The sequence below is a fragment of the Paenibacillus sp. FSL R10-2199 genome (assembly GCF_038000235.1).
Lineage (GTDB): Bacteria > Bacillota > Bacilli > Paenibacillales > Paenibacillaceae > Paenibacillus_AQ > Paenibacillus_AQ phytohabitans.
This window is the reverse complement of sequence record NZ_JBBOBO010000001.1, coordinates 4,981,796-4,996,782: the sequence shown is the minus strand read 5'-3', so window position 1 is coordinate 4,996,782 and position 14,987 is coordinate 4,981,796. Positions and strand designations below refer to the sequence as shown.

The window sequence follows — 14,987 nt, the reverse complement described above, 5'->3', positions numbered from 1 at the left end:
TCTAGCTTCCCCTGCGGTATTCTTCGATGACGATATGGCAGTTCGTACCACTGAAGCCAAACCCGCTGATTGCAGCCATTCTGGAGCCCCGTTTGTTCTCCGGCCAATCTACCAGCTCGGTGTTGATGTAGAAGGGGCTTCCGTCCAGCCTGATCTTCTCATTAAGCCGGTTATAGTGGATCAGCGGCGGGATTTGTCTGTTTTTCAGGGACAGCAGGATTTTGATCATTCCGGCGACACCGGCGGCCATTGTGGCATGTCCGATATTGGCTTTGACTGACCCAAGCGCGCAATACTGGCTGTCCTGCGTAAATTCGCGGAACGCTTCGGTCAGAGCCTTTACTTCGATCGGATCACCCAAAGCGGTGCCCGTTCCATGCGCTTCGACATAGTTGATCTCGGCCGGATCGATGCGGAACTTCTCGTACACCCGTTTCTCCAATTGAATCTGCGAGTTCACGCTTGGTGCGGTAATGCCATTGGTCCGGCCGTCCTGATTCACACCTGAGCCGCGGATTACACCATAGATATGATCCCTGTTCTCCAGCGCCTGCTTCAGCGGCTTCAGCACCACGACCCCTACGCCCTCGCTCAGCAAGGTCCCGTCTGCTTCCTGATCGAAGGGCCTGCATACACCCTGCGCTGACAAAATCTCCATCTGGCTGCTCTGCACCATGCTGTCCGGGGTAATCATCAGCCGGATACCTCCGGCCAGCGCCATGTCACACTCCTCATTCCAGAGGCTGACACATGCCTGGTGTACGGCAACCAGCGACGAGGAACAGGCGGTATCTATTGAAATGCTCGGGCCTTTCAGATTGAGAAAATACGAGATTCGCGCAGCCAGAATCGACGAAGAAGTCCCGGTAAACGCATCTGCGGTATTGCTTAGACGGTTCGCTTCCAGATGCTTGGTATAATCGCTTGGCGCACAGCCGACAAATACGCCGCAGCGGGTATCCTGCACCGCCTGGTCGGAATATCCGGCATCCTCCAGCGCCTTCCAGGCCTCCTCCAGAAAAATCCGCTGCTGCGGGTCCATAATCTCCGCTTCCTTAGGAGAAATATTGAAGAATAACGGATCGAATTCATCCACATGGTCAAGCAGTCCGGCAACCGTACAATAAGTCTTCTGATCCGCTTTCCGGTCTTCGTCATACCATGCCCGAATATCGAACCGGCTGGCGGGAATTTCACCCGTGCTGGCTACACCGTCACGGAGATTACGCCACAGCTCTCTTGCCGAAGCGGCGCCGGGAAATCTGCCTGATAACCCGACAATCGCAACGCCTTCTGCCGCGTCGGCTGTGGCTTGGTCAGCGGAAACTCCTGGAGGAGCTTCCGGCGTGACCTTTACCGGTTCTTCCGCAGGGCGGGAGGCGGCAAAGCCCAGTTTGATCTTGCCCGTAGCCTCTGTACTTGAAGCTGCGGGAGCTATGGGAGCCGGGCCGGTTTTCAGTGTCAGCTTGGGCGCTCCAGAGGCCGGTTGTCCAGCGGATAAGGGAGCCTGCGCCGCAGGTGCTTGTTCCTCCTTGGCCTGACGCCCGGTTAGTGGCTTCAGGGATCGTGCGGCGTGCGGCGAGACTGTGGCTGGTTCAGAAGCTTTTACCGGCTCCTTAAAGTCGTTCACCGGCTCCTTCATTGGCGCTTTCGGTTTGGACGGCGCTGCTGCCGGTTTGTTTGTCGAGAATTGATCGATTAGATCATTCATATATTCATATCTGTGGTTCAGCCGCTGGGACTGCACAGGTTCGTGTATCTGCTCTTGCGGGTTTGCATTCGCAGCATTGGCATTGATTACCTTCACCGGCATTGCGCCGCTGTTCTTCTGAATCTCATCTACCATATACCGGGCCAGCTCGGGAATGGTCGGATAATCATAGAGCACGATGCCGTCAAGCTGGATATGCAGCGCTTCATTCAGATCTCGGACAATTTCCACACTGCTGATCGAATCAATGCCCATTTCCTTAAAAGATAGCTCATGGCTCAGCTCCTCCGGCTGAAGCTTCACTACCCGGCACAGCACATCCTTGACCTGCTGCTCCACGGCTTCCTGAGAGAGGGTCTGCTCTGCACCGGAAACCGCATCTCCCCGCTGCTTCAGCTCATGGATACGTCTCAGACCTTCGCGGGCCTCCAGCTTATGGTCCTTGATCTGCTGCAATATGTCCTTGATCGTCTCGCCGTTACTCATAGTACACCTCCAAAAACTGGGCTACTTCGTCCACATCCAGCTCATCCTCGTTCAGCCTGGACAACAGCTCCAGCAGATCACGGTCCTCCTGGTTAACCGATGAGGCAGAAGAGCTGGCGGATATCTCTGATACTCCTGAACCGGCATGTCCTCCTGAAGCTCCGGCTTCTTCTGCTCCCCTACTCGTACCTGAAGATGTTCCTGAGACTGCGGGTACTGCCTTTAATCCCGGTATTCCCGGTACTTCCGCTTCCTTAACCTGTAAAAACGACTCCAGCTTGCGCCCGATATGCGCGGCAAGAAGATTAATAGAGTAGTAGTCATAGATATCGATGGTGTCGAGCTGCAGGCTGAAGCTCTCATTGAGATCGCGCACAATTTCAACGCCGCTGATGGAATCCACACCCATATCCTTGAAATTCATATCCTCGTCCAGTTCTGCTTCATCCAGTTGTATCCGGTTAGCGATGATCCGGGTCAGTTCGTCCTTGAAGTTCCGCTCAATGTTCCGATCGGCTTCTGAAGCATATATGGAAGGAATGGAGTCAGCAGGGTCTGTTGAACTGGCAAGACCTGCTGAACCGTCATGGTCCGTTAAACCGGAATGTATACCCCCGGTCGGCAGGCTTGCCTTGTTTCCTTTATCTTCAGGTGCAGACAGGGTTGCTGCCGTTACAGCTTCCCGCTCATTCCCCCCTGATTCCGCGGCCCGGTATAAGTGGCGGATCTTTGCTTTGACCTCTGAGGTGGTGAAGGTAATCCGGTGCATTTCATTCTCACGTTCCACACATTGCAGTAATGAATCCAGCACCCGGCTGGACAGCTCCTGCTTCAGCACACTGACCGTGGTCCTCGGCTTCTCGGCAATCAGCCGGGCAACCGACACCGCCTCCTGCAGCACCTTGTCCTTTGCCCGGAAGATGACGGAGGCTGATCTGCTTTTGAGCTGTTCGCCGGAATACATTTTGGCTGTGAACATCATCTCAACAGCGAGATTCTTTCCCAGCTTGTCCTCCAGAATGAAGGTTGCGCCCATCCCCGGAGTGAAGCCGTATTTGGCAAAAGCAGCGGAATACAAGCTCTCCTCAGCCATAACCACAACATCCGCATACAATCCGAACAGCAGGCCGCCGCCGGAAGCGTGGCCTTCCATTGCAGAGATCACAGGGATAGGGCACTCCAGCATCCCCCTGTACAAAATCGGCGCATCCGTGAAGCTCAGCCTGGAGTCGGAAATATCCAGCAGCTGCTCCTGGGTTCCGCCCATGGAGAAGATCCGGTCGTTCCCGGCAACCACAATCGCCTTGATCTGCTCATCCTGCTGTGCGGCCTGGAAGCAATGGGTGAGCCCCTGTATAACCTCATGGGTAAAAGTATTGTTATGCTTGGCATCCTGAATGCGGATAATAGCGACGCCGCCCTCCACATGCTCCAGCATAACTTCATTTCCCGCATACGCCGGAATTGCTTCAGGCGCTGCGAATCCGGCAGTTGGAGCGGGTTCTGCATACTCTTGTATAGTTGTAATTAGTTGTGAAGGGTTAATCGGCTCGATCCAATAGCTTTTACGGGCAAACGGATAATGCGGCAGCGAAAGAAGCTCAGGTACGTCATTCCCGTATAATATCCGCCAGTCTATAGCTGCGCCTTCCGCCCATGCCTGGGCCAGGCGTTCAGCATCGCCCGGCGTATACGGATTAGCCTGGATTTGTACATGTCTCTGCATTTGCGCCTTACTTGCCTGCCCTTGTGCAGCCAAGCCTGCCTCTGACGTGAACAGTTGAGCGGATGCCCGCTGCTCCAAATAATCCCCGATCGTCACCAGCAGCTCACTGAGTGTACGGTACACGACAGCCAGCCGGTGCTTCATGGGTTCCCGGGCTACCTGAAGTGTATAGCTGAGCCCCGGCAACGACAGTTCCTGCACCGCCCCGGCCCTGACTTCAGCAGCCTCATAACCTTCCATACCTGCCACTCCGTGTACAAGCTGACTGCTGAGCTCTTCCACTGTTAAGTCACCGCTAACGGCAGAAGCGTTTGCCTGGATGCCAAAGCTCGCCAGGAGCCTGTCACACAGCTGGATGAATTCAACAGGCCCGAGACCCAGCTCCTCCAGGGAGTGATCCTGTCCGATCCCGGTGACCGGAAGGTCCAGCATTTGAGCAATGACCTCCTGCAGGGCAGCTGTCATGTCCTTATGACTACCGTGGCCCTCTGTTGTTCTTTGTTCCATAAAAGCTTTCATCCGCCGGGCATAAGCCTGCAGCCGTTCAGGGGTCTGCGCGGATAATATGAAGATATACGGATCATTATCAACATTCTGCTGATCCTGATTCCCGCTGCTTCTGCTGCCGGTATATTGCTCCAGAATGACATGGGCGTTAGAACCTCCCGCACCAAAAGCACTGATGCCGGCGCGTCTCGGGTACACCGTTGTCCGCCCGTTTGCGGTACGGGTGACCGGCTTCCACGGCTCCAGCTTCTGCTGAATATAAAAGCCCGAATCGCCAAGCCGGATATGCGGGTTAATTCGTTCAGAATGAATTGAAGGCACAAGCTGCCCGTGCTGCATCTGCAGAATCACCTTGGCGATGGAGGATATGCCCGCAGCCGCTTCGGCATGGCCGATATTAGACTTGACTGAACCGATGGCACAGCTGAAGGCTTCGTCCTTATGGGGAGCAAAAGCATTCATCAGCGCCTTGATCTCAATCGGATCGCCCAGCGAGGTCCCCGTGCCATGCGCTTCGATATAATTGATGGTGCCGGCATCGATGCCGCTTCTGCGGATCGCTTCGGACACGGCTTCCTCCTGCGCACGCTGATTGGGAACCGTGAACCCGCTGGCCTCCCCGCCATGATTAATGGCGCTGCCTTTGATCACCGCATAGATCCGGTCATGGTCCCGCTCCGCCTGCCTTAGCGGCTTGATCAGAATGGCGCCTGCTGCCTCGGCGGGCACGTAACCATCTCCGCCTTCGCCGAAGCTGCGGCACCGGCCATCCGAGGAAGCAAAATTACCCTGAGACAACAGAAGGTATTTATCCGGGTGCACGGAGAGATTAACCCCTCCAACCAGGGCCATGGCACAATCCTGATTCTTCACGCTTTGACAGGCCATGTGCAGTGCCGTCATCGAGGAGGAACACATGGTATCAATGCCCAGCGAAGGTCCGGTCAGTCCAAAATAATATGAGACCCGGTTGGCAATCGACGAGAGGGTGGAAGTGGAGACCTGCCGGCTGGTGTTGTAGAGCTGGTACTGCATCCACATGGCTCCGGCGAATACGCCTACCTTTTGACCTTTGAGCGCAGACCGGATATACCCGCCATCCTCGAATGCTTCCCAGGCCAGCTCCAGAAACACCCGCTCATGCGGGTCCATCAGCACGGCTTGATAAGGTGCCACATTGAACAGCAGTGAATCGAACTTGTCCACATCGCGGAGGAAGCCGCCCCACCTGGAGCTGTCCTTGCCCCAGCTCTCCCGGGCAATCTGCTGCTGCTCCTCATGACTCCACCTCTGCGGATCGATCTCCGATACGGCGTCCCGTCCTGCCTTGAGCAGCTCCCAATACTCGGACAGATTGTCCGCACCAGGAAATCTCCCGCTGATACCGATAATCGCGAGGTCATCCTCTTCTGTACTTCTGGCAGAACGGATAATCGGATTCGGAGCCATCTCAGGCTGCGTAGCCGCCTTTTCCTTATGTAACTCCTCATTCCATTCCCCGTCCCGGACCAAGACAGCGTCAATCCTGCTTTCTTCCCCCGGAACCATGAGCAATAGGGTTTCTTCCCGCTGCAGCGCCCATTCCAGCGCCTCTATCCCTGCGGAAGTCTCCAGGAGCGAGATGCCAAATCTGTGTTTTAGCGCAAGCTCCGTATGTTCGTCGCCCTTCATGCCGCCCTCGCGCCAGAGAGGCCAGTTGACGGACAGGGATTTGCCGCTTCTCAGCCCCTGCGCTCTCCAGAGTTCTCTTTGCTGTACATAGGCGTCCATATATAGATTGGCAAACGCATAATCGCTTTGGCTTGGATTGCCCAGAATTCCCGCCACGGAGGAAAAAGCAGCAAAAAACGTGAGCGGCTCCCCCTTGAACACTTCATCGAGATTGGCCGTCCCCTCCGCCTTCACCCGCAGCACCTGACGCAGCTCATCACTGTCCTTATGCACCAGTAACGAATCACGTGTAAGTCCCGCGCAATGAAAGATTCCGTCCAATTCCCCATATTTCTCCTTCACAAAAGCATGCAGGCGCTCGACCGATGTCCGGTCCGTTACATCACAAGCTACATAATCCAGGCGGTGATGCGCGCCTAACCCGGCTGCAGCCTCTTCCGGCAGCTTGGCAGCTCTGCCGCAGAGAATGGCTGTCCCGCCTTGCTGCAGAACATGGGCTGCCAGCTTCAGTCCAATGCCTCCGGCTCCGCCTGTAATCAAGTAGACCTGATTGCTGCGAATGGCCGTTTTACCTCCGCCAGCTACGTGTCCTGCCTTACGGTAGGTCTGTATTCTCCGTATGTCCCGCTCATACACCACACGGCGCCCGCTGTCCCAGCCCCTGTAGAGTTCATTATGGAAAATTGTCCGGAGCTGCCTGCGGTTCTCCGCATCCAGGCCGATACATTTATAAGCCACCTTATCCGTTTCGGATTGGATGCAGTGCAGGAATCCCTCCATCGCTGCATCGCCCAGATGAGCGGCAGCCCCCTCTTGATCGAAGAAATACAGCACCTTTACTGCCGATTTAATTCTGCTTCTCAGCAGCTCCCGCAGGATATAGAACATGGGAATCACCTGCTGCTCGGACTCCGGCAGACCGCCCTGCTTCCGCCCGCCGCAATTCAGGCTGTTGACCAGAACTGTGGGCATGCGGTCCGCCAGCTGTAATTCATCTGCCAATTGCTTGTAATCATCCCCGCAGTTAAAGTTCATGCGGTAAATGCCGGCTTCTGCTGCGGCAAATTGCTCTCCCGGAAGCACGAAGGTGTAGCGATTGCCTGCCTCTATTCCCGCCAGAGACAGCAGTTCATCCTGCTGCCCGCACAAGACCAGTACCTGCTCCTGCTGCCCCGGGTATCCTGACTCGCTAAGCTGTGTTAGCGGGCCGTTGATCCAAGCGGAGGTATAGGCGTGAATGGCCGCAGCGGACGGTTCCGGCTTGGCCGATTGGTTAACATCGCCAGCCGCTGTATCGGAGCTGAAAAACGAATCGCTATGCTCCCGGAGAATATACTGGCTTAACTCCTCCATCGTGGCGTATTCAAACAGCAATGTTGGGTAAAGGGGGCTTCCCAGCTTCTCTTCCAGCCGCTTGACGATGTCAAGCAAATGCTGTGAGTTCAGCCCTTGATTGTAAAAGCCCTCATCGGTCCGCAGCTCAGCCTCATCCCTTCCAGACAGACCGCTTACCAGCCGTTTCAGATAAGCGGTGACAGCAGCCTTGCGCATACCTTCTTCCGCCGGAACTCCTGCACGCACCAGCGGAGCTTGGGCTTTGACTTGGACCGGCTCCTGCTTAGCAGGTGCGGACGAAGCCACTGGGGAAGCTGCTGGAGATTGAACCTTCTGAGGCCCGCTGATCAGTTCCCTGGAGCGGATCTTCTTTAGACCCCAGCGTCTGAAGCTGGCAATCTCCTGTCCTTGCCCGTTATACACCTCGATATCGAAATACATCAGATCCTTGATGTCTCCATCCGGATACCCCTCATCCTTGATATAGACATAGATCTGCTCCTTCATCGGTTCATAGGAACGGAAGGATTCGATGAACATCGGTATGGAAGCCTGAATCTCCCTGGAGAAATCCAGCTCCTGCAATACGACGAATCCCTGAACCAGCGTTGCCGCATCCAGATAACAAGGGTGCATGTAGAACTGGTCCATATATTCCCTCGCCAGCTCGCCCAGGGTAATCTCAGCCAGGATACGCTGATCGCCGTAATACAGCTTACCCAGACCCTTCATAAATTCCAGATGGCGGATATCAATTCTCCGTACATAGCTGTAGGCATGGTCCATATCTTCCACGCGATGACTCAGACTTTTAATCTGCTGAATGTCGATTGATTTCCGCTCGCCGGTGCGCGCAGGTGACAAATGCAGCTCACAGCGCAGGTTTTCATCCCAGGTACTGTCCAGGAGCTCGTGCTCCTTAATCTTCCGGCTCTGCGCCACGACCTCGTATCCGTCCGCTTTTTTGGTGAACGAGATTTGGATTTTTTTATCATATTGTCCGCTGGTGGAGACCGGCTCGCTGAACAGAACCTTGCGCAGCTCGATATCCCGCAGGTTGATGCCCTTGGTCTGCAGGAACCGGTAGATCATGTCAAGCAGCGTCACACCCGGCATGATCCGTACTCCGTGAACCCGATGATCTCTGACGATATAATTGCTGTTTTTAATTACTGTACTGAACTTCACACCATTTAAAGCGTCCATGCGTGCACACCTCTCCGCTCTCCCTTATTCATGCCTACTCTTCCACGAATTGCAGAAAGGACAGCTGATCCTGTTCATCCTGTGTCTGCCTGCCCTCTTCCTTCCCGCGGTTTACCCAGGCCTGCTGCCTGTTATACAGCGGTGCAGGCAACGGATATCTGCGCTGGGTATAACCGTTGAGTGTATCCTCCCCGCACTCCCCGATGATCATATGAACATTGGTGCCGCCGAATCCGAAGGAGCTGACGGCTGCCCGCCGGGCCTCCCCGTGGCTGTCCCAGGCTGCGGCCTCAAGCACCGGATAAAAAGGCGAGTGCCCGAAGTCGAAGCGCGGATTGGGCCGGCTGCAATTCAGCGTGGGAACAAGCATCTTGTGGTGGACGCACAGCGCCGCCTTAATGAAGCTGGCAATGCCTGCCGCGCTGAGGCAATGGCCGATATTGGTCTTCACGCTGCCCACACCGCAAAAGCCTGTGGCACCGGTATATCTTTTGTAAACCGAGGTCAGGGCCTTCAGCTCAATGGGATCGCCGATCATCGTACCTGTGCCGTGGGTCTCCACGTAACCAATCGTCTCCGGGTTAATACCGGAACGGCGTATCGCTTCAGCGATAACCTCTTCCTGGGCCTGCATGCTTGGGGTGGTAACCCCCATCGTACGGCCGTCATTATTGGTTGCCGAGGCTTCAATAACCGTGTAGATTCTGTCCCCGTCGGCGAGGGCCTTGGCCAACGGCTTGAGCAGCACCGCCCCGCAGCCTTCTCCCGGGACGATGCCGTTCGCCTCCTCATCAAAGGTATGGCATTTGCCGTCCGGCGACATGGCTTTGGAGGCGCTGAATACGAGATGGGGACGCTCATCCAGAAGCAGATCCACCCCTCCCGCTATAGCCATCTCCGACTCGCCGGAGCGGATGCTCTGGCAGGCCAGGTGCAGACTGAGGAGCGAGGAAGAACAGGCGCTGTCCACCGTTAGGCTGGGACCCTTGAGATTGAAGAAATGGGAGGCATAAGCCGCGATGAAATTTTGCCCGATGCCGATGATCGTATTCTTATTGATATCCTGCACCCAGCCCGGATAAGAGCCTGGATGGGCGCCGATGAATACACCGACCTTCTTCCCGCTGATGTCCTCCATCTCATAGCCCGCATCCAGAATGGTCTCCGCTGTAACCTCAAGGGACTGCCGCATAAGCGGACTGATCTGCTCCACATTCTCCTTAAGGCCGAAATACCCGCCGTCGAAGCGCTCGATATCGTCCAGGAACCCGCCCCATTTGCTGATGCTTTTGCCTTCTGCATAGACAGGAGCGTACCATTCATCCTTATCCCAGCGGCTGGCCGGAACCTCCGTAATACTGTCCAGTCCCTGCCGCAGATTGTTCCAGAAGGCGTCCTTGTCTCCAGCCCCCGGAAAATGGCAGCCCATGCCGATAACGGCAATCCGTCCGTCATGCCTGCCTTCAGGGCTTGGCGTTTCGTCCTGTGCGTTGTGTACCGCTTGAATTCTTGCTTCACTGCCACGGCCGTAATGGAATTCCGGCACCCGGTTATACGGTTCAGCGAATCTGATTCTATTGCCTGACAGCAATAGCGGGTCATCCTGCTCCAGCTCCGGCTGACTCTTATATTCTGCGCCGTTTGAGCAGAGATGCTCTGCCAGCGCGCGCATGTCTCTAAGCTCGAAGAACAGCGCCGGATCTATGCGGGTCTGAAAAGCGGTGTCCAGCTTCTTAATGACCTCGATCAGCAGAATGGAATCCACGCCGATTTCGGCAAACGGAACATCCTCACGTACGCGGTCCCCCGGCAGCTTCAGCTCTGCACAGAAGATATCCAGAATCAGGGCGGACGCTTTTTGCAGCTCACTTGGGGTACTCAGTGTATTCTGTACATCCCCCCCGGCTACCGCAGCGTCAGGACTGCCTTGACTCTTCACAACGGCCTTCGCCCCAGGTAAACCCTTCCCCCGTCCAGCGCTTGCCTTGATCAATAATTCCGGGCGGTAAAAATCCATGTCCAGAATAGCCGGAATCACACTTGGCGAATCACTGCCAATGATGATGTCCTCCAGCATGAAGAGGCCATCGGCAAGGCTGTGTGCGGTAAGTCCTGACTGTGTATAGAGCGGGCTAAGCTGAAATCCGGAATCTGCCAGCATCCCGACCTCTGACCAGCTCGGCCAGATGATCGACTGATAATAACTGTTTCCGAGGGTGTGCTGATGCTGTGCATACAGGTCCAGATAATAGTTGGCTGCGCTGTAATCGCTAAGCCCAGCAGACAACAGCGGCGACAGAGCTGAAATGGAGGAGAATAGAACAAAGAATTCCAGCTTATCCTGGGCAAAAATGTGCTGGAGTGCCGCCACCCCTTCAACCTTAGGTTCAAAGACCTGCCGGATATGGGCGATTTTTTTGTTCACAAAGGCCGGGTGCTGATTCAGATTGGAGCCTGCGCAGTGCACAACACCGCCAATTTCGCCCCACTGCTGCCGGATGCTCTCAACAAAAGGCATAAGCTGCCCGGCATCGGTCAGCGAACCGGAATACACCTCAACCTGGGCACCGGAGGCTTCCAGCTCCACTACCCGCTTGATTCGTGCCAGACTTCCCGGATCATGGATAGTGCCGGACAAGATGTCCGGCCAATCCTCCCGGGCAGGAAAAGCCTGAACCCCCATCAGCACCAGCTTCCGTGCGCCTCTTCGGACCAGCAGACGGGCCACCTCGGCCCCGATCCCCCGCGTGCCTCCGGTAATGACGTAGACCTTCTTGGGGTCTACCTTCAACCGGTTATGCCGTTCGCGGCCGATCCATTTATTCTGCTGCTTCAACGTGGTGATAACCGGCTCATACCGCAATCCGTCCGCATAGCACGCTTCAGCGGTATCGGATTCCAGGCTTAATTCGCCTAGAACAATCCGGAGCTGCCGGTTAATATCCGAAGCATCCAGGCCGATATCCACGGTGCGGGCGGTGACTTGTCTATATTCTGCGCCAAGCGTGCGGATGATCCCGGCGATATCCGCTCCGGCCAGAGTAACCGTGCGGTTCTCCGGATTCTGAACCCCGCCGGTCAAATGGACAATCCGAAAATCCTTGCCCGCCTGCTTAACCAGCGCTTGCAGAAGCATGATTTTACCGTAGCTCTGCTTGGACATGGGCTTCGGCTGTGCATGGAGATCGGAGAAATCAACGATTCCCTTGAGTTTCAGCTTCATCCCGAGTACGGCTTCAATCGTCTGCTCACTATCCTCTGTAAGCGTGAAGTCAACGGGTAACACGGAGTCACGGGCTTGCTGCGCCTTTCCGTCACACAGGATTAGCGGTTCTTCAAAGCTTGCTCTGACCGCTGCAAGTGCGTTATCATCCATCTCTTCATTTACGATGATAAGATACTGCCCTTCAACCCGTTTGCGCTCACGAGGCCGCTCCGATTTCATCCATTCCTTCTTAAGCAGAGCGTATTGCTCCCCGGTAACAATCTCACGGGTGCTGACGGGGACCATCTGGATGTTCTTAAAGGACAGCACCGCTTCACCCGTCTCATTCAGCACATGAACGTCATAATGAAGCTCACCGCCGGCAGTCTCCAGACCACCCGACTGAAAATGAACATATTTCGCCGATGAGGCTTGGCGGATAAGCTGTATTTCACCGATCTCATAAGCTGCAGACGCCGTGCCGCCATTGCTGATAATGTCCATGTTCAGCCCCTGCAGGACGGCTTCAGTTAGCATAGCTGCCAGGACATCGTCCGCCGAATGGAACGGGCCTGGTGAGATTACCGCCAAGTGGTCTGTCAGGCTGCTGTACAAGCCTGTTATGATCTGTGCCTGTGCCTCATAAGCTATACCTTGATTCTCAAGTACCCGGTAGACTTCATCCCCAGTCCGAACCTGCGCTGCTTCCTGCTTGAGCTTGCCTATATCCAGCGCTGCCGGTTCGTGAGACGGATAAGCCAGGCCTGTTCTGGCCGTACCTGCTGCAAGGATATCCTGCTGCGATCCTTCGTGCAGGATAGCGAACCGGAGGGAATCCCCCTCACCCTCACCTTGAAGTTGAATATTCAGTTTCACTTGCTGCTTGTCAGAAGCAGGATGGCAGAATTGAATCTGCTCCAGTGAGGCAATACCCGGAGCACCACTTCCCAGCAGTGCAGCCTGCGCGCCTATAGCCAGCAGAATAGCTTCGCTGAATACCGCTGCCCCATAAATAGACTTGCCGAACACGGCCTTTCCGGCAGCCTCCGGTTCACTTATGAAGCCGATTCCCTGCACCGTTGACACATTGCGGTGAACCAGCGGATGTAGCTGCCCCTCTGCCGCTGCTCCAGCACTTCCGGCAGCCCCGGCAGCTGAGCTGCTTCTGGATATCTGGTCAGCTCCTGTGGCAGCTCCGCCACTTCCGGATACTCCGCGAGCGCCTCCGGCAGCTGTGGTACTTCCGGCAGCCCCGCCATTCTCCGCGCTTCCCTTCTCATCCGCTGCCTCGATCCAGCAGCGCATATAGTCGAAGGGATAGCCTGGAAGCGGCACTCTGCGGAAGCTCCCGGCAGCGGACAGGCTTTTGAAATCGGCTGCATAGCCTTTGATGTAATAATTGGCAATCAACTGCGCCGCCTTTGCCCGTTCCTGCGGAGTAAGCCGGTCCTGATGAAACTGGACCAGCAATTGCTCCATCTTGGATTTCAGCGCAGGGTTCACCCGCTCATTGCCGCCCGATCCGCCGCCGCTATACCAGCCTGAGCTTGGCTGCTTATGAAGAAAAGCCTCCAGCTCCCGGACCAGCTCTTCCTTGCTTGCGGCAATGAACATGCTGCGGTAGGCGTAATGATCTCTTCCGGTCAGCAGTGTATACGATATATTGGCCAGTCTGCCCAAGCTTGTGCGCTCCTGCAGATAATCCCGCAGATACTGTACCTTGGCCTCGAGTGCCGTATCGCTTTTCGCTGACAAAGCGAACAGCAGCACCTTCCCGTCATTGTCCCCGGCTGTGCAGGTGACGGCTTCTTCTTCCTGCTCTATATGCTCCGCAACCACCACATGGCAATTGGTTCCGCTCATTCCAAACGAGCTGACCGCTGCCATTCTTGGCCGTCCGGCTTCCCTGCGCCATTCCTCGGTCTCTTTTCCCACATAGAATGGGCTGTTCTTAAAATCGATTAGCTTGTTCCCCTCACCAGAGTGAAGCGTAGCGGGAATTCTGCCGTGCTGCAGGCTAAGGAGAACCTTGATCAGACCCGCCATGCCCGAGGCGGACAGGGTGTGTCCTATGTTGCCTTTGACTGAGCCGAGATGGCAATATTGCTTCTTGTCCGTGAATGCGCCGAAGGTCTCCGTGAGGGCAGCGACCTCGATCGGATCCCCCAGCCGGGTGCCCGTGCCATGTGCCTCCACATAGCTGATGTGCTCAGGGTTAATCCCGGATTTCTCATAGACTTCACGTTCCAGCGCTGCCTGTGAGAGACCATTTGGGGCGGTAATGCCATTGGTTTTACCGTCCTGATTGACCCCGATGCCTGCGATGACTCCGTAGATATGGTCTCCGTCCCGCTTCGCGGCAGCATACTTCTTGAGGAGCACAGCGCCTACGCCTTCGCCCAGGCCTATGCCATCCGCCTCCTCGGCGAACGGCTTGCAGATTCCGTCGGTGTTCAGCATCCCCAGCTTGCCCAGCGACATATAAATCCATGGCGTGAGCATAAGCTGGACACCTCCGGCGATCGCCATCTCGCTGCTGCCGTTATGCAGGCTGTCACAAGCGAGTGACAAAGCTACCAGTGACGATGAGCAGGCCGTATCCAGGGCGATGCTCGGCCCCTTTAAATTCAGCAGATAGGAAATCCTCGCCGGAATGACCGACAAGCTGTTCCCCGTAGGGACATGCTCGTTCGTCTCACCCAGGAACCGCTCCAGGTACTCCCCTTGCTGAAGGCCCACGAATATGCCACATTTGCTGCCTGACATATCCTGCAGCGAATATCCCGCATCTTCTATGGCCTTCCAGGATTCTTCCAGAAACAGCCGTTGTCTGGGGTCCATATGCTCCGCTTCTTTGGGTGAGATGTGGAAGAACAAAGGATCGAATTGATCCGCGCCCGGGAGAAAGCCCCCATAACGGATATGTGCCCTCTGCGCCGGGGTCAGCTTGGTCAGCTCCGTGCGTTCAGCAGGCGCTTCCTGAAGACTGCTCACTTCCTGCACAAGGTTGTCCCAATACTGCTGCACATTGCGGGCGCCGGAGAATCTGCCGGAGAGGCCGATAATGGCGATATCATCGCTGCGCACATTCCCATTATTTTGCGTAAAGTCCGGTGTATGTGTTCTGCTCTGCATAGGCA

3 protein-coding genes are annotated in these 14,987 nt (G+C 55.7%); all 3 read right to left on the bottom strand.

Translation table 11 applies throughout. The annotated features are described in order from the left end of the window. Position 1: 1 nt before the first annotated feature. The 3 genes from NYE33_RS22070 to NYE33_RS22060 are packed head-to-tail and all read right to left on the bottom strand — an operon-like array spanning position 2 to position 14,982. Positions 2-2,197 (bottom strand): beta-ketoacyl synthase N-terminal-like domain-containing protein, encoded by a 2,196-nt coding sequence (locus NYE33_RS22070; RefSeq protein WP_341067544.1) that lies wholly within the window; start codon positions 2,195-2,197, stop codon positions 2-4. Next, positions 2,190-8,642: an SDR family NAD(P)-dependent oxidoreductase gene (locus NYE33_RS22065; protein ID WP_341067543.1), complete on the bottom strand. Its 6,453-nt coding sequence runs from the start codon at positions 8,640-8,642 to the stop codon at positions 2,190-2,192. The genes NYE33_RS22070 and NYE33_RS22065 overlap by 8 nt, the downstream gene beginning before the upstream one ends. Before the next feature lie 34 nt (positions 8,643-8,676). After that, positions 8,677-14,982 carry a beta-ketoacyl synthase N-terminal-like domain-containing protein gene (locus NYE33_RS22060; protein ID WP_341067541.1) on the bottom strand — a complete coding sequence of 2,102 codons (6,306 nt, stop codon included), beginning with the start codon at positions 14,980-14,982 and terminating at the stop codon, positions 8,677-8,679. Between the last annotated feature and the right edge of the window lie 5 nt (positions 14,983-14,987).

Coding starts and splice junctions, on each gene's coding strand:
- NYE33_RS22070 (WP_341067544.1), bottom strand. CDS start 2,197: ATGAGTAACGGCGAGACGATCAAGGACATATTGCAGCAGATCAAGGAC.
- NYE33_RS22065 (WP_341067543.1), bottom strand. CDS start 8,642: ATGGACGCTTTAAATGGTGTGAAGTTCAGTACAGTAATTAAAAACAGC.
- NYE33_RS22060 (WP_341067541.1), bottom strand. CDS start 14,982: ATGCAGAGCAGAACACATACACCGGACTTTACGCAAAATAATGGGAAT.